The 19,377-nt window shown below is 73.1% G+C and carries 21 protein-coding genes; 10 read left to right on the top strand and 11 right to left on the bottom strand.

Annotated features, from left to right (window positions below; translation table 11 throughout):
* Positions 1-87: 87 nt before the first annotated feature.
* The 3 genes from A4R25_RS21900 (at position 88) to A4R25_RS21890 (ending at position 2,072) form a co-directional block, all read left to right on the top strand.
* Positions 88-291, top strand: coding sequence for a cold-shock protein (locus A4R25_RS21900; RefSeq protein ID WP_013288421.1), 204 nt, complete (start codon positions 88-90; stop codon positions 289-291).
* Positions 292-469: 178 nt separating this feature from the next.
* Positions 470-1,723 (top strand): DEAD/DEAH box helicase, encoded by a 1,254-nt coding sequence (locus A4R25_RS21895; RefSeq protein WP_030503654.1) that lies wholly within the window; start codon positions 470-472, stop codon positions 1,721-1,723.
* Between the two features lie 163 nt (positions 1,724-1,886).
* A complete protein-coding gene (locus A4R25_RS21890) occupies positions 1,887-2,072 on the top strand; it encodes a hypothetical protein (protein WP_064447906.1) in 186 nt (61 codons plus the stop codon).
* Positions 2,073-2,222: 150 nt separating this feature from the next.
* On the opposite strand, the gene A4R25_RS21885 is transcribed toward A4R25_RS21890, so the two are convergent.
* From A4R25_RS21885 to A4R25_RS21870, 4 genes are read right to left on the bottom strand one after another with little or no spacing between them, the layout of a single operon-like run.
* Positions 2,223-2,666 carry an Rrf2 family transcriptional regulator gene (locus A4R25_RS21885; protein WP_043328446.1) on the bottom strand — a complete coding sequence of 148 codons (444 nt, stop codon included), beginning with the start codon at positions 2,664-2,666 and terminating at the stop codon, positions 2,223-2,225.
* A gap of 4 nt (positions 2,667-2,670) precedes the next feature.
* On the bottom strand, positions 2,671-3,555 hold the full coding sequence (locus A4R25_RS21880) for an ABC transporter permease (protein ID WP_030503657.1): 885 nt from the start codon (positions 3,553-3,555) through the stop codon (positions 2,671-2,673).
* On the bottom strand, positions 3,545-4,324 hold the full coding sequence (locus A4R25_RS21875; RefSeq protein WP_030503658.1) for an ABC transporter ATP-binding protein: 780 nt from the start codon (positions 4,322-4,324) through the stop codon (positions 3,545-3,547). The genes A4R25_RS21880 and A4R25_RS21875 overlap by 11 nt, the downstream gene beginning before the upstream one ends.
* On the bottom strand, positions 4,321-5,382 hold the full coding sequence (locus A4R25_RS21870; protein ID WP_064447905.1) for an ABC transporter substrate-binding protein: 1,062 nt from the start codon (positions 5,380-5,382) through the stop codon (positions 4,321-4,323). Before A4R25_RS21870 ends, A4R25_RS21875 begins: the two co-directional genes overlap by 4 nt.
* Before the next feature lie 148 nt (positions 5,383-5,530).
* On the opposite strand from A4R25_RS21870, the gene A4R25_RS21865 reads away from it, so the two are divergent.
* The 3 genes from A4R25_RS21865 to nudC are packed head-to-tail and all read left to right on the top strand — an operon-like array spanning position 5,531 to position 9,125.
* Entirely contained in the window at positions 5,531-6,841 is a 1,311-nt protein-coding gene (locus A4R25_RS21865; RefSeq protein ID WP_064447904.1) for a pitrilysin family protein, read from the top strand.
* Positions 6,838-8,181, top strand: coding sequence for a pitrilysin family protein (locus A4R25_RS21860; RefSeq protein WP_043328450.1), 1,344 nt, complete (start codon positions 6,838-6,840; stop codon positions 8,179-8,181). The genes A4R25_RS21865 and A4R25_RS21860 overlap by 4 nt, the downstream gene beginning before the upstream one ends.
* Positions 8,178-9,125, top strand: coding sequence for an NAD(+) diphosphatase (gene nudC / locus A4R25_RS21855; RefSeq protein WP_064447903.1), 948 nt, complete (start codon positions 8,178-8,180; stop codon positions 9,123-9,125). Before A4R25_RS21860 ends, nudC begins: the two co-directional genes overlap by 4 nt.
* 195 nt (positions 9,126-9,320) lie before the next feature.
* Here nudC and A4R25_RS21850 read toward each other — a convergent pair whose 3' ends face one another.
* From A4R25_RS21850 to A4R25_RS21840, 3 genes are all read right to left on the bottom strand, one after another.
* A complete protein-coding gene (locus tag A4R25_RS21850) occupies positions 9,321-9,590 on the bottom strand; it encodes a hypothetical protein (RefSeq protein WP_064447902.1) in 270 nt (89 codons plus the stop codon).
* A 196-nt stretch (positions 9,591-9,786) separates the two neighbouring features.
* Entirely contained in the window at positions 9,787-10,026 is a 240-nt protein-coding gene (locus tag A4R25_RS21845; protein WP_064447901.1) for a DUF397 domain-containing protein, read from the bottom strand.
* Positions 10,027-10,097: 71 nt separating this feature from the next.
* The gene (locus A4R25_RS21840) at positions 10,098-11,078 is read right to left on the bottom strand and encodes a helix-turn-helix transcriptional regulator (RefSeq protein ID WP_030503665.1); all 981 of its coding nucleotides are present in this window, start codon (positions 11,076-11,078) and stop codon (positions 10,098-10,100) included.
* A gap of 205 nt (positions 11,079-11,283) precedes the next feature.
* On the opposite strand from A4R25_RS21840, the gene A4R25_RS21835 reads away from it, so the two are divergent.
* Positions 11,284-12,537, top strand: coding sequence for an MFS transporter (locus tag A4R25_RS21835; RefSeq protein WP_043328456.1), 1,254 nt, complete (start codon positions 11,284-11,286; stop codon positions 12,535-12,537).
* A 58-nt stretch (positions 12,538-12,595) separates the two neighbouring features.
* On the opposite strand, the gene A4R25_RS21830 is transcribed toward A4R25_RS21835, so the two are convergent.
* Positions 12,596-12,838, bottom strand: a complete 243-nt coding sequence (locus tag A4R25_RS21830; RefSeq protein ID WP_043328458.1) for a mycoredoxin — start codon at positions 12,836-12,838, stop codon at positions 12,596-12,598.
* Positions 12,839-12,929: 91 nt separating this feature from the next.
* Between A4R25_RS21830 and A4R25_RS21825 the strand changes: the two genes are divergently transcribed.
* From A4R25_RS21825 to A4R25_RS21820, 3 genes are all read left to right on the top strand, one after another.
* Entirely contained in the window at positions 12,930-15,053 is a 2,124-nt protein-coding gene (locus A4R25_RS21825; protein ID WP_064447900.1) for an ATP-dependent DNA helicase UvrD2, read from the top strand.
* 129 nt (positions 15,054-15,182) lie between these two features.
* Positions 15,183-15,437 carry a hypothetical protein gene (locus A4R25_RS30755; RefSeq protein ID WP_082931090.1) on the top strand — a complete coding sequence of 85 codons (255 nt, stop codon included), beginning with the start codon at positions 15,183-15,185 and terminating at the stop codon, positions 15,435-15,437.
* Between the two features lie 131 nt (positions 15,438-15,568).
* Positions 15,569-15,934 (top strand): WhiB family transcriptional regulator, encoded by a 366-nt coding sequence (locus tag A4R25_RS21820; RefSeq protein WP_030503670.1) that lies wholly within the window; start codon positions 15,569-15,571, stop codon positions 15,932-15,934.
* 317 nt (positions 15,935-16,251) lie between these two features.
* Here A4R25_RS21820 and A4R25_RS21815 read toward each other — a convergent pair whose 3' ends face one another.
* The 3 genes from A4R25_RS21815 to A4R25_RS31890 form a co-directional block, all read right to left on the bottom strand.
* On the bottom strand, positions 16,252-17,598 hold the full coding sequence (locus A4R25_RS21815; RefSeq protein ID WP_030503671.1) for an AarF/ABC1/UbiB kinase family protein: 1,347 nt from the start codon (positions 17,596-17,598) through the stop codon (positions 16,252-16,254).
* A gap of 10 nt (positions 17,599-17,608) precedes the next feature.
* Positions 17,609-18,721 carry a TOMM precursor leader peptide-binding protein gene (locus A4R25_RS21810; RefSeq protein ID WP_146074852.1) on the bottom strand — a complete coding sequence of 371 codons (1,113 nt, stop codon included), beginning with the start codon at positions 18,719-18,721 and terminating at the stop codon, positions 17,609-17,611.
* Between the two features lie 169 nt (positions 18,722-18,890).
* On the bottom strand, positions 18,891-19,058 hold the full coding sequence (locus A4R25_RS31890; RefSeq protein ID WP_007464795.1) for a DUF5679 domain-containing protein: 168 nt from the start codon (positions 19,056-19,058) through the stop codon (positions 18,891-18,893).
* Between the last annotated feature and the right edge of the window lie 319 nt (positions 19,059-19,377).

The following is a 19,377-nucleotide window of genomic DNA, read 5'->3' as shown; positions in this document are numbered from 1 at the left end:
AGGCACGCCGCGTATTCCACGCGCGGGGTGCTCCTCTCCGGCCCGCAACACGTGCGGGCCGACCGTTCCGTCAAGGAGACGAAACACATGGCAATTGGCACCGTCAAGTGGTTCAACGCTGACAAGGGCTTCGGCTTCATCACCCCGGACGACGGCGGCGCCGACGTCTTCGCCCACTTCTCGGCGATCCAGACCTCCGGCTACCGGAGCCTGGACGAGAACCAGCGGGTCGAGTTCGAGGTGACCCAGGGCCAGAAGGGCCCGCAGGCGGAGAACATCCGCCCGCTCTGATCTTCGGATCAACCGGCACCACCACCGCGCCCTCTCGGGCGCGGTGCACGGGCCGGCCCGCCTCTGCCGGGCCGGCCCGTCCCTTTCGGTTCGTGCTTGTGACCACCGGTGACGCCGGTGACGCGCCGCAGCCCGGCGCCCTTCCTCGACACGTGCCGCCTCGAGGAAGGCTTTCCGCATGACCACGACCCTGCCCACGTTCGCCGCCACCGGCCTGGCGCCGGCGCTCGTCTCCGAGCTGACCGCGCAGGGCATCTCCGCGCCGTTCCCGATCCAGGCGGCCACGCTGCCGGACTCGCTGGCCGGCCGCGACGTGCTCGGCCGGGGCCGCACCGGCTCCGGCAAGACGCTCGCGTTCGGGCTGCCGCTGCTGCACCGTACGGCCGGCCGCCGGGCCCGCCCGGGCCGTCCGCTCGCGCTGGTGCTCGTACCCACCCGGGAACTGGCCGCGCAGGTCACCGCCGCGCTCACCCCGTACGCTGCCACGCTCGGGCTGCGCTGCGCCACAGTGGTCGGCGGGCTCTCCCTGACCCGGCAGGCGGCCGCGCTGCGCGCCGGCGCCGAGGTGCTGGTGGCCACGCCGGGCCGGCTGCACGACCTGATCGACCGCGGGGACGCCCGGCTGGACCAGGTGACCATCACGGTGCTGGACGAGGCCGACCAGATGGCCGACATGGGCTTCCTGCCGCAGGTGACGAAGCTGCTGGAGCAGGTCGCGCCGGGCGGGCAGCGGATGCTCTTCTCGGCCACCCTGGACCGGGGCGTGGACCGGCTGGTCCGCCGATTCCTGGCCGACCCGGTGACGCATTCCGTCGACCCGGGCACCGCCACCGTCACCGCGATGACCCACCACGTGCTGCACCTCGAGGCGGACGACAAGCAGGCCGCGCTGGCCCACATCGCCGCCCGCGAGGGCCGCACCATCGTCTTCATCGCCACCAAGCACCGCGCCGACCGGGTGGCCCGGCAGTTGCTCGCCAAGGGCGTACGCGCCGCGGCGCTGCACGGCGGCAAGTCGCAGCCGCAGCGCACCCGCATCCTGGAGCAGTTCCGCACCGGGCAGGTCACCGCGCTGGTGGCCACCGACGTGGCGGCCCGGGGCATCCACGTCGACGGGCTGGACCTGGTGGTCAACGCCGACCCGCCCGCGGAGGCCAAGGACTACCTGCACCGGGGTGGCCGGACCGCGCGGGCCGGCGAGTCGGGCACCGTGGTCACGCTGGTGCTGCCGGAGCAGCGCCGCGACGTCGCCCGGCTGATGAGCACCGCGGGCATCAACCCCAAGACCACCCGGGTACGCCCCGGCGACAGCGAGCTGAGCCGGCTCACCGGCGCCCGGGAGCCGTCCGGTGTGCCGGTGACCATCGCCGCGCCCGCTGCCGCGCACCCCGCCCCGGCGACCCGTCCTCGCCGGCGTCCGCGCCGCCGCTGACCGCGCCTGACCGGCTCGGCTTCGAGCGGGCCGGCCGACCGTCCCTGAGTCGGGAATCAGTCGACGTTCGGTCGGCTGTCCGACTGTCCGGCCTCGCCGTGGCGGCGATGCTGTCGGGCGGGGGACCGGTCGGGGGGTCGGCCGGACGCGGAGGGAGCGGTTCATGGCGGGGGAAGCCGGATCGGGTGGTGCACGGGAAGTGCTGCTGGTGCTCGCGGTGGCGGGGGCCGGCCTGGCGCTCGCCGCGGTGGCCGCGTTCGCGCCCTGGCGGCCCTCCGACGGCGGCTCGCCGGATCGCGGCGCCGCCCGCAGCTTCACGCCCGGGATGAGCGCCCCGCACGCTCAGTAGCCGCGCCGGGCGGATGATGCCCGGAAAGCGATATGACTCTCAGGTATAAATATGCCCGAGAGTCATATCGGCCAGGAGTCATGCCCTCTGTGGCCGACAACCGGCCGGGTCCGCGACGCCGCGCGCCGTCGCCCTGTGACCGGACGCGCGTCAGGGTGCCGTCGCCCGGTCGCTCAGCAGGTCGGCGAGCGTGGTCCGGTCCACGACCAGGGCGATCGCGCCGTCCACCGCCAGCCACACGTCCCGCAGGCCGGTGGCCACGCCGTGGTATCCGGCCCGGTCGGCGGGGATGCCCCGGACGCTGGTGATCGCGCCACCCACCGCGCGGAGCACGTCGCCCACGCTGATCTCGTCCGGCGGGCGGGTCAGCGCGTACCCGCCCTCGGTGCCGCGATGGCTGTGCAGCAGCCCGGCCCGCCGCAGGTCGAGCAGGATCCCCTGGAGGAAGCTGAGCGGGATGTCCTGGCTCTCGGCCAGGCTCGCCGCCTTGACCAGCTCGCCGCCGCCGGTCACCGCGTCGCCGGGGGTACCGGCGGCGTCGGCGACGGCGAGCATGGCCCGGAGCGCGTAGTCGGCGCGCGCGGAGATGTACACGACGTCAGTTGCCGGCCTGGTCCAGCACGCCCCAGCGGCGGCGGATCGCCTTGTCGGCGGCACCGAACGCGGTGTCCACGAGCAGGCCCACCACCAGGATGACGATCATGATGGCCATCAGCCGGGGCGCCTCGCTCAGTTCACGCGCGTACGTCAGCTGTGCGCCGATCGAGGTGCGGGTGGCGATGACCACCAGCAGCTCACCGGCCATCAGGCTGCGCCAGGCGAACGCCCAGCCCTGCTTGAGCCCGGCCACGATGGCTGGCAGCGCGGCCGGCGCGATCACGTACCGGTAGAGGTTGAGCCCCCGGGCGCCGAGGTTGCGGCCGGCGCGGACCAGCAGCGGCGGCACGTAGTCCACGCCGTGGATGACGCCGTTGGCGACCGACGGCGCGGCGCCGAGCACCACCACGAAGAAGATCGCCTGCTCGCTGAGCTGGAACAGCAGGATGGCCAGCGGGAACCAGGCGATCGACGGCATGGTCTGCAACGCGGTGATCATCGAGCCGAGCGCGGCCCGGAGCACCTTGACCCGGGCCACGCCGAGGCCGAGCAGCAGGCCGACCGCGACCGCGGCGGCGAACCCGACCGCCGCCCGCCGGGCCGTGGTGGCGAGGCCCTCCCAGAGCGCCGAGCTGAGCAGGTACTCCCCGAGGTCGCCGAAGACCACGGCCGGGCCGGGCAGCGCCCACGGCTCCTTCCACCCGGACCAGACCACCGCCTGCCAGATCGCCACCGCGAGCGCGAGCGCGGCGAGCTTGGGCCAGGTGGCCGACCACAGGCGGCGTACCCGGGACGGGCCCTTCTCCCGGCCGGCGATCTCCAGCGCGTCGAGCCCGGAGATCTCCGCGTCGGCCCGCGCCGACGCGGACAGGGTGTCACTGGCCATGCCGGCCCACCTCCTTGCGCAGCCGGTCGGTGACCTCGGCGGCGATGGCCGAGACCTCCGGCGAGTCGATCCGCCGGGGGCGCGGCACGGCGACCTCGGTGGAGTAGATGATCCGGCCGGGCCGGCTGGAGAGCAGCACGATGCGGTCGGCGAGCCGGGCCGCCTCGCGGACGTTGTGCGTGACGAACAGGACGGTGAGCTTGCGCTCGGTCCAGATCCGCTCCAGCTCGTCGTGCAGGATGTCGCGGGTCATCGCGTCCAGCGCGCCGAACGGCTCGTCCATCAGCAGCACCGGCGTCTCCAGCGCGAGCGTGCGGGCCAGCGCGACGCGCTGCCGCATGCCGCCGGAGAGCTGGTGCGGGCGCTTGCGGCCGAACTCCGACAGGTGGACCGTGCGCAGCAGCTCGGCCACCCGCTCCTTGCGCTGGTCGCGGGGGAGACCGCGCAGCTTCAGCGGCACCTCGACGTTGCCCTCGACGGTGAGCCATGGGAAGAGCGCCGGCTCCTGGAACATGAGCCCCGGGTTGACCCCCTCGCCCAGCTCGATGGTGCCGCCGCTGGCCCGGTCCAGGCCGGCGACCAGGTTGAGCAGCGTGCTCTTGCCGCAGCCGGACGCGCCGACCATGCAGACGAACTCGCCGGGCGCGATGTCCAGCGACAGTCCGTCCAGCGCCAGGACGGCCTGGTCGCCCTGGCCGTACACCTTTGTGACGCCGCGCAGCGCGACCGAGCCGGTCGCGCTGCGCGGGGTCGTGGTCGTCGACGTCACGGCTGGCTGACCTCGGCCTTGCCCTGCGCCTTGAGGACCTCGTTGAGGTACTTGAGGTCGTACAGGCCGTTCAGGTCGACCGGCTGGGTCAGCCCGACCGCGACGGCGTGGTCCAAGCCGGTCTTCAGTGAGGCCGGGATCGGGTCGTTTGTGAACTCCAGCGTCGGCCAGGCCTGCTTGATCAGCTTGAGGTCCAGCGGCTTGCCGGTGATCTTGCCGATGTGGTCGGAGATGGCCTGCTGCGCCTCGTCCGGCTTGGTGTTGACGAACTCGTTCGCCGCGACCTGGCCCTCGACCAGCTTCTTCACCACGTCCGGGTGTGCCTTGAGGAACTTGGTGCTGACCAGCAGGTTGGTGATGACGAACTTCTTGTCCGGCCAGAGGTCACGCTCGTCGACGAGCACCTTGCCGCCGGCGTTGACCAGCCGGGAGACGAACGGCTCGGGCACCCATGCGCCGTCGATGGCGCCGCTGCCGAACGTCTCGATCGTCTGCGCGTTCTCCTGCGGCACGATCTTGACGTCGCCGCCGCCCTCCTTGGTGGTCTCCAGGCCCTTCTCCTTGAGCCAGAAGCGCAGCGCCACGTCCTGGGTGTTGCCGAGCTGCGGAGTGGCGATCTTCTTGCCGCGCAGCTGCTCCACCGAGGTGATGCCGGGCTTGACCACGAGCGCGACGCCGCCGGACGCCGCGCCGGAGATGACCCGGACCGCCTCGCCCTTGGACTTGGAGAAGGCGTTCACCGTCGGGTTCGGGCCGATGTACGTGGCGTCGAGCGCGCCGGAGAAGACCGCCTCGATGGCGGCCGGGCCGGCGTTGAAGGTCTTGGTGTCCAGCTCGACGTCGCTGCCGAGTTTCTCCTTGAAGATCCCCTTCTCCACGCCGACCACGGCCGGGGCGTGCGTGATGTTGGGGAAGTAGCCCAGGCGCAGCGTGACCGGGCCGGACCCGCCGGCGGCGTCGCTGTCCTCGCCGCAGGCGGCGGTGGTGCCGAGCGTGGCCGCGCCGACCGCGGCCAGGGTCGCCAGGGTGACCAGGCGGCGCAGGGGAAGCCCTCTCATCGAATGTCCAATCCGCAGTATTCCTATTTAGTTGGTAGGAAGAGTGGGGCAAGTGGCCGTCGGCGTCAAGACCCGTCCCGCAACAGTCCACCGTTCGGCCAGGGCACACCGGCGATAGAGCCGGTACGGAAGCGCTAATGTCGATCTCGTGTCCACGCGGAGAGCGAAGATCCCAGCGACGAAGTACCCGGCCGAACGGTTCACCCTCGACAACGGCCTGCGTGTGGTGCTCACGCCGGACCGCAGCGCCCCGGTCATCGGGGTGGCTGTGGTCTACGACGTCGGCATCCGCTCCGAGCCGGAGGGACGCACCGGCTTCGCCCACCTCTTCGAGCACCTGATGTTCCAGGGGTCGGAGAACCTGGAGAAGCTGGCCCACTTCCGGCACGTCCAGGGCGCCGGCGGGACGTTCAACGGCTCCACCCACCTGGACTACACCGACTACTTCGAGACGCTGCCCGCCAACGCCCTGGAACGCGCGCTGTTCCTGGAGGCCGACCGGATGCGCGGCCCCCGGCTGACCGAGGAGAACCTGCGCAACCAGGTCGACGTGGTCAAGGAGGAGATCCGGGTCAACGTGCTGAACCGGCCGTACGGCGGGTTCCCCTGGCTCACGTTGCCCCCGGTCATGTTCGACACCTTCCCCAACGCGCACGACGGCTACGGCTCCTTCGACGACCTGGAGTCGGCGACAGTGGCCGACGCCGCCGACTTCTTCCGCCGCTACTACGCCAGCGGCAACGCCGTACTGGCGGTCAGCGGCGACATCGACGTGGCCGAGGCGACCACGCTCATCGAACGGCACTTCGGCGACGTCCCGGCCCGTCCCGCCCCGCAGCGGCCCGACTTCGCCGAGCCCGACCTGACCACCGAGCGGCGCAGCACGTACACCGACGCGCTGGCGCCGCTGCCGGCGGTGGCCGGCGCGTGGCGCGTGCCCGACCCGGTCGACGACTTCGCCGGCTACCTGCCCTACGTGGTGCTGGCCGAGGTGCTCACCGACGGCGACGCGTCCCGGCTGGTCGAGCGGCTGGTGCAGCGCGACCGGTCGGTCACCAGCCTCGGCGGGTACGTCGGTTTCATGGGCGACCCGTTCGACGTGCGCGACCCCACCGCGCTGCTGCTCCAGGCGCACCTGCCGCCCGGCGGCGACGTGGACAAGGTGCTGCGCACCATCGACGAGGAACTGGACCGGCTGGCGACCGACGGGCTGACCGACGGAGAGCTGGCGCGCACCCAGGCCCGGATGGCCACCCACCTGCTGCGCGACACCGACGCGGTGCTCGGCCGGGCGCTGCGGATGGCCGTGCTGGAACAGCAGCGCGGCGAGCCGGGCCTGCTCAACGAGCTGCCCCGGCTGGTTGGCGCGGTGACCGAGGACCAGGTCCGCGCCGCCGCCGCCACCCTGCGGCCCGAGCGCCGCGCGTCCGTCGAGGTCGTCGCCGGAGGAGCCCGATGAGCACGAGTACGACCACCGCCACCGCCGTCCGGCCGCTTCCGGCGCTGCGCCCGAACCGCCGTCTCAAGGTGCCCAAGCAGGCCGAGCGCACGCTGCGCAACGGCCTCACCGTGATCGCGGTACGCCGCTCCGCCGTACCGCTGGTCGAGCTGCGACTGTGGATGCCGTTCGGGCGCACGCACCTGGCCCGCGGCGCGATGCTGGCGCAGACCATGCTCGCCGGCACGCAGGCGCACAGCGCCACCGAGATCGCGGCCGAGCTGCAGAAGGTCGGCGGCGGACTGACCGCCGGGCTCGACCCGGACCGGTTGATGCTCTCCGGCGCGGGCCTGGTCACCGGCCTGGACCGGATGCTGGAACTGCTCGCCGAGGTGCTCACCGGCGCCAACTACCCGGCCGACTGGGTGGAGACCGAACGGGACCGGCTGGTCGACCGCATCCAGGTCGCCCAGAGCCAGCCCTCGCACCTGGCCCGGACCGCCCTGCTCAAGCGGGTGTACGGCCGCCACCCGTACGCCGTGCAGACGCCCGACCCGGACCAGGTCCGGGCGGTCCGCCCGGCCGCGTTGCGCCGGCTGCACGCCGAGCGGGTGCACCCGGCCGGTGCGGTGCTCGTGCTCGTCGGCGACGTGGCGCCGGAGCGGGCGCTGGACGCGGCCGAGCAGGCGCTCGCCGGCTGGCGCGGCGACGGCCACGTCGCCGAACTGCCGCCCGCGCCGCCGCTGGAACCCGGGCCGCTGCTGCTCGTCGACCGGCCCGGCTCGGTGCAGTCCTCGGTACGCCTCGCGCTGCCCGCGGTGCCCCGTACCCACCCGGACCACGCCGCGCTGCAACTGGCGAACCTCATCTTCGGCGGCTACTTCTCCTCCCGCTGGGTGGAGAACATCCGCGAGGACAAGGGCTACACGTACGGGCCGCACTCGCTCGTCGAGCACTCGGTGGCCGGTTCGGTGCTCATCGCCGGCGCCGAGGTGGCCACCGAGGTGACAGCGGCGGCGCTGGTGGAGACGAACTACGAGCTGGGCCGACTCGCCACGGTGCCGCCGAAGGCCGACGAGCTGGAGCAGGCCCGCCAGTACGCGCTCGGCACGCTCCAGCTCGGCATGTCGACCCAGGCCGGGCTCGCGTCGCTGACCAGCGCGTACGCCGGCAACGGGCTGCGGCTGGACTTCCTCGCCGAGCACGCAGCCCGGCTCGCCGCCGCGACTGTGGACGACGTGGCCGAGGTGGCCGCCCGCTACCTGGCGCCGGCCCGCGCGGTCACCGTCGTGCTCGGCGACGCCGAACGGGTGGCCGACTCGCTCGCCGCGCTGACACCGGTGCGTACGGAATCCGCATGAGCGGCGAGCCCGCGCCGCCGCTGGCCCGGTCCACGCTCGACCGGGCCGCCCACCGGCGTACCGACCCGGCCTGGCTGGCCGAGGCGTGGGAGCGGGCGCGGGTGCTGGTGCTCGACTCCGCCGCCGAGGGGCGTGCCCTGGTCCGGGGCGTGGCGAGCCCACCCGAACTGGTCCTGGTCGGCCCCGGCGACCTGCCCGAGGTGCCCCGGTCGGTGCCGATGTTCCTCGGCGTCGAGCCGGACGGCGTGCCGGTCTTCGCGGTCGACGGGCCGCTGCCGGCGCTGCCGGAGACCCGCCCGGCGCACCTGCGCGAGGTCGGCCACCTGATGACCGACCGGGACGCGGGCCTGTTCACCACCGCGCTGGCGCTGCTCAACTGGCACCTGCGGCACGGCTACTCGTCCACGACCGGGAAGGCGACGCAGGCCGACGAGGCCGGCTGGTCACGGATCGACCCGGGCGGCGACCGGGTCTGGCCGCGTACCGACCCGGCCATGATCGTGCTGGTGCACGACGGCATGGACGGCGCGGACGGCCGCTGCCTGCTCGGCAACAACGCGGCCTGGCCGCGCACCCCGGGACAGCGCCGCTACTCCTGCCTGGCCGGATACGTCGAGCCCGGCGAGTCGGCCGAGGCCGCCGTGCTCCGCGAGGTCCGCGAGGAGGTAGGCGTCCCGGTCGAGGAGATCGCGTACGTGGGCAGCCAGTCCTGGCCGTTCCCCGGCTCGCTGATGCTCGGCTTCCTGGCCCGCGCCGACGCCGACGCGCCGATCCGGGTCGACCTGGCCGAGATCGCGCACGCGCGCTGGTTCACCCGCCGGGAGATCGGGGCCGCGCTGGCCGGCGAGCCGGTGCCGGTGGGCGGGGGAGACCGGCTGATCCTGCCGCCGCCGTCGTCGATCGCGCTGTTCCTGGTGCACCGCTGGCTCGACGGCCACTGCTGACCCGCCCTGGTTCCGCCCGCCCGCCCGTCGGGTTGGGGCGTTTCGGCTGGCGGGCACAGGGCCGGGCGGGCACGGTCCCGGCCCGGACCGTCGTTGCCGCGACGGTCGCGGGCCGGGAACACGGGCCGTCGTGGCCGGGTGAGGCGATGATCGGCGGGGGAAGCCGGTCCGGCCACGACGGACGTCAGCGTCCGGTCATCCACCGTGCCAGCGGTACGGCTGCCCCGGTGCGGGCTCCTCGATGGGCAGCACCTTGACCCGGTGCCGGCCGGCGCGTACCGCCCCGACGGCGGACAGCGCTCGGGCGAGCAGGAGCGCGGCGTCCCGGTCCTCGGCGTGGACGACCTGGCGGCGGGGTTCCGGCGTGCTCGTCTCGTCCCGCAGGCGGCCCCCACCGGCCCAGGCGGCGGCGATGTCGGCGTCGGCGGCGGTACGGATCTCGGTGCGGACGATCAGGAACCGCATGGTGTCCCCCGGAGAGTGGACGGTTACCCGCTGGAACTTCCACGTCACTCCCGCGTCATGTTACGCCGATGTGTCCTCCCGACAAGTGGAACGCGCCACCTCGACCGATCGGGGGATGCCAGGTCAGCACCGTTGTCGGGGCCGGACACGCGAGGGGCCGCCGGCGTGACGCCGACGGCCCCGAACGTTCGCCGGATCAGTCCAGATCGAACTGACCGTTCTTCGCTCCGGCGAGGAAGCCGAGCCAGCCGGCCCGGTCGAACAGCAGGACCGGCCCGCTCGGGTCCTTGCTGTCCCGCAGCGCCATGGTCGCCGGCCCGGTGCCGAGCGGCGCGACCTCCACGCAGTTGGAGGTCTGGCTGCGGGTGCTCTTGCGCCAGGCGGCGCCCACGAGCTGCCCCGAGAGGGCGGTCGTGCTGGTACGGATCTCGTTCATGGTGCTTGCTCCTGGTGAGGTGCTCCGATGGGACCGAGCGACGCCGGAGCGCGGACGGTGTCCCTACCGGATCACCGCTCCGTGGTGAGGCGCCCCGAGTCCCGGCGGCGCTGGGTCGGCGCCGTTGCCGGCCCGTACACCGCCGTGGACTCGACTGCCGTGCCGGTCAGCCGTCCTGTCGCCTCGATCAACCAGGAGAGGGTGTCCGATGCGGAGAGTGCCGACGAGCATAGCCACTCGAACACCACTTTATAGCGATTTAGGGTGTTCACCTCGGTCGACATGACGTCGGTGAACCCACCTTCGATGGCCAATGTCTCCGGATCGAGCGGATCGGCGAACCGGTAGACCGAGAACGCGGTCGGCGGAAGGTACCAGTCGCCGACCCGGGTGTCCCGCAACAGCAGCAGCAACGTCACGTTCGGGAGCAGGGCCATCTCGCACAGGTGGACGAGCTGGTCGTGCAGCACCTCCGGCGGGCCGGCCCGCCGGCCGAGGGCGGCCTCCTCCAGCACGGCCGTGTACCGGGGCACGTCGGGGGAGCGGGTCAGCAACGACTGGCGGGCCTGCCGCGCGCGTACCTCGGTCTCCGGGTCCTCGTGCTCCTGGTCGCCGGCCTGGGCGGCGACCTGCGCGGCCGACATGATCCGGTGCCGGGCGTACCCCGGCGTCTGCAGCAGCCCCGGGACCAGCACCGGGTTGTACTCGGAGATCTCCGCGCAGCCGGCCTCCAGCTCGGCGAAGGCGCGCTGCTGCTGGGTCATCACCGGGAAGTTGCGCAGCCAGCCGCGCATGTCGCCGGCCTCGTGGGTGATGCCGGTCAGCTCCGCGCGCTGCTCCTCGTCGGCGCCGTAGAGCGTCAACAGCACGTCCACGTCGTCCGGGTCGGGCCGGCTGCGGCCGTTCTCCAGGCGGGACAACTTGGATGCGGAGGCCCAGCCGATCCGCTCGATGACCTGGTCACCGGTCAGACCGGCCTGTTCGCGGAGCCGGCGCAGCTCGATGCCGAGTCGACGGCGGCGCAGAATCGGGCCTGGTACGGCAGGAGGCACGGCGTCCTCTTTCCCGTCGACCGTCGCAGGACGCGACGGTAACTGTATGAAATTCGCCCCCCACGGTCAGTATGGACGTCGCGACCGGCGTCGGAGGTTCCGGCACGGGCGTGTCACGAGACAAAAAGAGGACTGTGGAGGGTGTCTTCACCAGCGCCCACCCCCGACGCGCCCCTGGTGGCGCACCCCTGCCGGAGGCAACCCGATGCGCACCGTCCTGCGCCGCCCCGACTTCCGTCTCCTCTTCGCCGCAGTGGTGGCGAGCATGGCGGCGGAGTCGGTGCTGCTGCTCGCCCTGGCCGTCTGGGTCAAGGATCTGACCGGGTCGGACAGCATGGCGGGGGCGACCATCTTCGCGGTCATCGCACCGATGGCCCTCGCCCCGCTCGTCGGCTGGGTGGTCGACCGCTACCGCCGGAAACCCTTCTTCATCGCCGCCAACCTGGTCGCCGCGGCGCTGCTCAGTCCGCTGCTCACGGTCCGGGACCGCTCCGACGTCTGGGTGATCTACGTGGTCGCGGCGTTCTACGGACTGTCGTACATCACCCTCGCCGCCGTGCTCAACGGACTGATCCGGCATCTGGTTCCGGCCGAGTCGCTGGCCGACGCGAACGGACTGCTGCAAACGGTCCGGCAGGGCCTGCGGCTGATCGGGCCGCTCGCCGGCGCGGGCGTCTACGCCGCCGTCGGCGGCTGGCTGCTCGCCGTCCTGGCCATGACCGGATTCCTGGTGGCCGCGGCGGTGGTCGGCCGGCTGCGGGCGCAGGAGCGGGAACCGTCCCGGTCCGGCCGCCGCGGGCCGTCCGAGCTGAGCGCCGGGCTGCGCCACCTGACCGGCGAGCCGGCGCTGCGCCGGGCGCTGCTCGGGTACGGGCTCGGCTCGCTGGTGATGGGCTTCACCGAGTCGCTGATCTTCGCGTACGTCGACCTGGGTCTGCGCCGCGAGGCCGCGTTCGTCGGCGTGCTGGTCATGGTGCAGGGCGTCGGCGGCCTGGTCGGCGGCCTGTTCTCGGCCGCCGTGGTCCGCCGGTACGGCGAAGTCGGGGCGCTGGCCGCCGGGGTGACGTTCTTCGGACCGGCCGCGCTGGCGCTCGCGTACCCCCGGTTGTGGCTCGGGGTGGTGGCGCTGCTGCTGGCCGGCCTGTCGCTGCCGCTGACCATGGTGGGGTTGAACACGCTGATCCAGCGGCGGACGCCGCCGCGGCTGCTCGGCCGGGTCACCGCGGCGTCGGAGGCCCTGGTCAGCGGTCCGCAGGCGCTCTCCATCGGCACCGGCGCGCTGCTCGTCGGGGTGTTCGACTACCGGCTGCTGTTCGCAGTGGTCGGGGCGGTCACCACGGCGGCCGGTCTCTACCTGTGGCGGGGCCGCGGGCTGAGCGCGCCGGTCGCCGGGCCGGTGCGGATCCCGGGGCCCCGGAAGCCGGCCGACGACGGCGTGCTCAGTCGGGGCGGCTCCTGAACGACGGCGAGCGGCCGTACCCCGGGTCGGGTACGGCCGCTCGCAGTGTCGCGGGAGATCAGCCGGGCAGCGCGGCAAGGTGCTGCTTGACCTGGTTGATCGAGGGGTTGGTCAGGGCGCTGCCGTCGGCGAAGCGCAGCGTCGGGACGGTCTGGTTGCCGCCGTTGACGCTCATCACGAAGTCCGCGGCCGCGGGGTCCTGCTCGATGTCGACCACCTCGTACGCGATGCCCTCCCGGTCGAGCTGCGACTTCAGCCGGTGGCAGTAGCCGCACCACGGGGTGGAATACATCGTCAGCATGGTCTGGTCCTCCAAGGGGTGGCTCGCGCCCGGTCCGATCAGGCCAGGCTAACCGCTGCAACGTCACACGATGCTGGGATGATTCCCTGCTGTGGGCGTTCACTCAGGTGCGGAACGGGTGCTGGCCGGGCTGGATCCGGAGCAGCGGTCCGCGGTGACCGCCCCGGCCGGGCCGGTCTGCATCCTGGCCGGCGCCGGCACCGGCAAAACGCGGGCGGTGACGTCGCGGATCGCGTACCGGGCGCTGACCGGCGACATCGCCGGCCGGCACGTGCTGGCGGTCACGTTCACCGCCCGCGCCGCGGCCGAGATGCGCAGCCGCCTCACCGTGCTCGGCGTGCAGGGGGTGCAGGCGCGCACGTTCCACGCGGCGGCGCTGCGGCAGGTCCGCTACTTCGCGCCCCGGCTGCTGGCCGGGCGGGCCATGCCGGAGCTGCTGGACAGCAAGGTGCGGGTGGTCACGCTCGCCGCCGCCAAGGTCGGGCTGCGCGCCGACCGGGCCGCCGCGCGCGACCTCGCCGCCGAGATCGAATGGGCCAAGTCGTCGCTGGTCGAGCCCGGGGAATACGTCGTCGCCGCGGCCAAGGCACTGCGCGAGACGCCGTACGAGCCGGCCCGGGTGGCCGACGTGTTCGACGCGTACGAGCGGCTCAAGCGCGGCAACGGGGTGATCGACTTCGAGGACATGCTGCGCGCCGCGGTCTGGGGCATCGAGGAGCATCCGGACGTCGCCGAGCAGGTGCGCAATCAGTACCGGCACTTCGTGGTCGACGAGTACCAGGACGTCAACCCGCTCCAGCAGCGGCTGCTGGAGGCGTGGCTGGGTGGCCGGGACGACCTGACAGTGGTCGGCGACGCCAGCCAGACGATCTACTCGTTCACCGGCGCGACCTCGTCGTACCTGGTCGACTTCCCCCGGCTGCACCGGGGCGCGACAGTGGTCCGGCTGGTCCGCGACTACCGCTCCACCCCGCAGGTGGTCGGGCTGGCCAACGCGGTGATCTCCCAGGCGCGGGGCACCGAGGCGCGGCTGCGGCTGGAGCTGCACGGCCAGCGCCAGCCCGGTCCGGAGCCGGAACTGCGGATCTTCACCGACGAGCCGGCCGAGGCGAACGCGGTCGCCGCCCGCTGCCGGGCGCTGGTCGCGGGCGGCACCCCGGCGCGGGAGATCGCTGTGCTGTTCCGCACCAACGCGCAGTCCGAGGCGTACGAGAAGGCGCTTTCCGAGGCCGGCGTGCCGTACGTGCTCCAGGGCGCGGAGCGGTTCTTCGAACGGCCCGAGGTGCGCCAGGCGATGATCGCGCTGCGCGCCGCCACCCGGTCGGCGTCCGTCGACACGCCGCTGCCGGCCGCCGTGGTCGAAGGGCTCTCGGCGGTCGGCTGGGCGCCCGACGCGCCCCCGCCCGGCGGCGCCGCGCGCGAGCGGTGGGAGGCGCTCGCCGCGCTGGTCCAGCTCGCCGAGGAGTACGCCGCCGACGCCGAGGCGGAGCCGGGGCTGACCGGGTTCACCGAGGAACTGGCCCGGCGGGCCGCCCAGCAGCACGTGCCCACCGTCGAGGGGGTCACGCTCGCGTCGCTGCACTCGGCGAAGGGGCTGGAGTGGGACGCGGTGTTCCTGGTCGGGCTGGCCGAGGGCACGCTGCCCACCACGTACGCGAAGACCATGGAGCAGGTCGAGGAGGAACGGCGGCTGCTCTACGTCGGGATCACCCGGGCCCGGGAGTGGCTCTGGCTGTCGTACGCCACGGCGCGCTCGCCGGGTGGGCGGGCCCGGCGGCCGTCGCGCTTCCTGCCGCAGCTCGACCGCTCCGGCGGCGGCGAGCGGGCCGGCGGCGGCGGACCGGCGCGGCGGGCCGAGCGGCGCCGGCCGCAGGTGGTCTCGTGCCGGATCTGCGGCGCGACGCTGCTCGCCGGCGCGGACCGCAAACTGGGCCGCTGCCCGACCTGCCCGTCTGACATCGACGAGGAGCTGTACGAGCGGCTGCGCGATTGGCGGCAGCGGGTCGCGGGAGCGCAGAAGGTGCCGGCGTACGTGGTCTTCACCGACGCCACGCTCACCGCGCTGGCCGAACGGAAGCCCGGTCGGACCGAGGAACTGGTGGCGATCGCCGGGATCGGGCCCCGAAAAGTCGGGCTTTACGGTGATACGGTCCTCGCCCTGGTGGCGGGCGCCACGGTGGACGAGGTCTGCTCACAGAAAACTTCTGAAAACTAGCCGTAAATCGTTTGCCCTCGCCCGAGGGCGAGGAATAGCCTCATGACACACCTCGCGAGCGGCGCTGTTCTGGCTGCTCAACGGGGATGAGTCCACGGTCGGCACGAGGAGAGTAGGGAGGTGGCACCAGTGAAGATCTTCAACTATGAGCGTCTCGCGGCGATGCCGTCTGCCGTCGCTCCGCTGTCGGCTGTCCGGGTGGCCCTCGCCGCTCGACCGTCGGCTCCGCAGGTGCACCAGGTCCAGGTTCAGGCCGAGCTGAACCTGACCGTTGCGCCGATCGCCGGAGTCGAGGGGACCAGTGGCTTCGCGGGCAAGGGCATCGATGGCGCCAAGAAGCGCACGGATGTCCGCGGCGTTCCACCTCGAGGTAGACCGGTCTGATCCATCAGACGCCGGCTCACCTCGAGGCCGCGGAACCCGCACACCGGGATCCGCGGCCTCAGTTTTTTGTCCCGCCGAAGTACGTCGGAATGCGATCCACGAGATCGAAGTGAGAGAGAGGTGACCGGAGGATGAGTCTGGCGTTGGCCCCCCTCGACGTGAGCGTCGACGTGGAGGCGAACCTGCCCTGCCGGAAGTTCGACCCCGACCTGTGGTTCTCCGACTCGCCCGCCGAGCTCGAGCTGGCCAAGTCGCTCTGCGGGGACTGCCCGCTGCGCGTCGAGTGCCTGGCCGGGGCGGTCGAGCGAGCCGAGCCCTGGGGCGTCTGGGGCGGCGAGATCTTCGAGCGTGGCGCGGTCGTTCCGCGCAAGCGGCCCCGTGGCCGTCCGCGCAAGGAGGACCTCGCCCGCGACGCGCAGCTCCGGGTCGAGGCGGAGGCGCGACTGGCGGCCAGCGGGCTGTCCGAGTCGCGTAGCGCCGTCCGGCTGGCAGCCTGACACACCTACGTTCCAAGACCGACCGATGCCGGTGTCCCTCCACCGGCCGACCTGAGAGAGAAATTCTGATGCTGAACCTGCCGAACGGATTCGAGATGCAACTACTCCACGAAGCGTTGTCCAGGGCCCGAATGCGCCGGCCTCAGGCCGGTCGCACCACCACGAGCACTGAGGCAACCCGTTCCGCCCGTACCGTCGCCATGCGGAGTCGCAGCCAGTCGGCACGCGACCTGGGCGTCCTGTAGAACGATCGCGTGAGGAAGGGGCGGTGACCTGCTGGTCACCGCCCCTTCGCCTGCTCCGTGCCCAGCCGGTGCTCAGGGCACCGGCGCGAAGCCGGGCAGCCAGCGTTCCAGGATCGACCGGTAGGACGCCTTCGCCTCCAGCTGGCAGAGCACGCCGATCGAACCCAGCGTGACCCGATGGATCATCAGATACGACGGGGGCAGGTTGAGCTGGCGGCTGAGCTGGTACGCGGGGGAGCGGGGACTGGCCAGCCGGGTCGCCTCGGCGCGCAGCCAGGCCCGGGTGAAGCGGAACTCGTCGGCCGCGATCGGCTCCAGCATCGGACGCAGGAAGTCGAGCACCGCCGGGGCGTCGATCGACTCGGTGCGGCTGACGAAGCCCTCGGCACGCAGCCCCTCCACCACGGCGTCGGCGTCGCCGTTCAGCGCGAGCGCCGCGATCCGGCCGATCGGCTCCGGCGTGCCCTGCGGCATCCGGGCCACCGCGCCGAAGTCGATCACACCGAGCCGCCCGTCCGGCAGCAGCCGGAAGTTGCCCGGGTGCGGGTCGGCGTGCAGCAACCCGGCCCGCTCCGGCGCGGAGAGGTGCAGCTCGGCCATCAGCCGGCCGGCCTCGTCGCGCTGCTCCTCGGTGCCCTCCCGGATGATCTGGGACAGCGGGATGCCCTCGACCCACTCGGTGATCAGCACCCGGGGCGCGGCGTCGAGCACCTCCGGGATGAAGATGTCCGGGTCGTCGGCGTACGCGGCGGCGAACGCGCGCTGCGACTCCGCCTCCAGCTCGTAGTCCAGCTCCTCGGTGATGCGCTCGCGCAGCTCGGCCAGGAGCGGCTTCACGTCCAGCCCCGGCTGGATCGCCCGGAACATGCCGCCGAGCCGGGAGAGCTGCTTGAGGTCGGCGAGCAGGGCGTCACCTGCGCCCGGGTACTGGATCTTCACGGCCACGTCCCGGTGCTGCGGGCCGCCGTTCGGGCCGTACCCGGGGTCGCGCCAGAGGGCGCGGTGCACCTGGCCGATGCTGGCCGCCGCGGCCGGGGTGTCGTTGAACTCGACGAACCGGTCGCGCCAGTCCGGGCCGAGCTGCTCGGCGAGCACCTTGTGCACCGTCGCCGCCGGCAGCGGCGGGGCGGCCTCCTGGAGCTTGGTGAGCGCCTGCCGGTAGGGTGCGGCCACCTCCTCGGGCAGCGCCGCCTCGAACACCGACAGGGCCTGGCCGAACTTCATCGCCCCGCCCTTGAGCTGCCCGAGCACGCTGAACAGCTGCTCGGCGGTGCGCTGCTGGATCTCGGCGGAGATGACGTCGGACGCGAGCCCGGTCACCCGCTTGCCCATGCCGAGGACGGTTCGACCGGCGAATCCGAGCGGCAGGGCGGCGAGTTTGGCGGTGCGGGACACGGCCCGGCGCGGGATGTCGGTCACCCGGCCATTGTTACCGACTCGGGGCCCTCGCTGCTGCCGTGCGGCCGGGAGCGGCCGGGGCCGACCGGATCGGGCGACGCCGGCAGCAGCCACAGGAGGGGTGCGGCGGCCACCGTCGGTGACGCACCCGGCCCGGGGCTGCGACCTCCACCGCGCCGCCGAGCGTCTCCGGGTGGCCGCCGTCGAGCTGGGCCAGCGCCTCGGCCGTGGCGAACGCGGCGGCGGCGAGCCGGGTGGTGGCGGCGCAGGCCCGCTCGCCCCGGTCGGCGGCGAGCTGGGCGGCGAGCGCCGGCCAGTCCGGGTCCCGGTCGCCGCGGTGCAGGTCGAGGCAGCGCAGGCACGGACCGACGGGTGGGCGGACCAGCGGGCCGATCACGGGTACGCCGCCGCGCAGGTCGAGCAGCAGGTGGGGCTGGCGTCGGCGGGCGTACCCGGTGGCCAGCAGCTCGGCCGGCCGGTCCACGCCGAGCTGCACCACCAGGTCCGGCCGGGCCGCCCGGATCGGGGTCGTGGCAGTGCCCGGCGCGCACCGCTCCAGCGCCGCGCGTACCGCCGGGCCCAGCGGCCGGCCCAGCTCCGCGGCGGTCAGGCCGGTCCCGACCAGGTCGCCGGCGCCGACCGGGCCGGCCAGATCGGGTACGACGTGCCCGACGCCGGCCTGGGCCAGCGCGACGGCGACCGCCGCGCCGAGTCGTCCCGTGCCGGTGACCAGCACCCGGGCGGACCGGCGGCGGCGCAGCAGCCGGGCCGGTGTGCCGGGCAGGTCGGGGCAGGTCAGCGCCAGCGCGGCGGCCTCGGCTGCCAACCGGGTCCGGGCCGCGCCGGCGAGGTCACGGGGGAACAGGGCCTGCGCGGGCACCACCAGGCCGGCGTCGCGGAGCGTGTCGAGCAGCGCGCGTGCCTCGTCGGGCGGCACCCGGGCGGCGCCGGCCTCGGCCAGCACGGCGCGTTCGCTGCGGGTGCCGTCGAGCAGGTCGAGCAGGCGGGCCGTGCCCGGCGAGGACATCTCCAGCAGCACCGCCCGGCCGGGCAGCTCACCGAGTTGGAGCGTGTGGCGGTCGCGCCAGAGCCGGGTCAGGCCGGGCAGCAGGATCGGACGGACGAGCGGTGTCGGATCGGTCACGCCACCGATAGTGACCGTCTCCAAGCGCTCCGTCGTTCGTTGTCCACAGGTGCGGCGAGCCGTGGCCAGCCTTGTCCACAGGATCTCGCCGGTTTTCCACAACTGGCGGGTAACTGTGTCGGTTACCCGACGGGGAGGGCGGCCGAGGGCCGCCCTCCCCGTGGAGCGGTCAGACCTTGGCCTTGCCCAGGATGCGGTTCACTGTTGTGCCGCACACCGGGCACTTGCCCTTGGCCATGTTCATGCCGGTCTTCGAGACCTCCACGTGCCCCTCGAAGTCCCGCTTCTCCTTGCACTTGACGCAGTAACCGTTGTAGGTCTGGGCCTGGTCGGCCACGGTAGCCTCCTCGTCTCGTCCGCCGGAGGTTGTCCCGGCGGTCTCCCTGCGGCCGAACGTGACGTCGGCGCCGGGGGGTTCTCCGCGATCAGTCACCTGACCGTGGTTGGCGGACCCTACCCAGGTCTGGGCGGTTCCATGTCAGCTGTACGCCGACTCTGTGAGCTAGTCGACGTCGAGAGTGTGCATGCCGAGTTACGTCGGATAAGTCAGTTTCGCGCGGACACGCCGGGTAAAAGCGCCCAGATCCCCTTCGTGTGCCCCTGACGCCGGTCACTCACCGTAGATCACTTAACGTTGCAGAGGGTCGGTTGGTGAT

Source organism: Micromonospora sp. NBRC 110037 (genome assembly GCF_001652995.1).
In the GTDB taxonomy this organism is placed as follows: domain Bacteria; phylum Actinomycetota; class Actinomycetes; order Mycobacteriales; family Micromonosporaceae; genus Micromonospora; species Micromonospora chalcea.
Note: the sequence above shows the minus strand (reverse complement) of the source record. Positions and strands in the feature narration are given on the sequence as shown.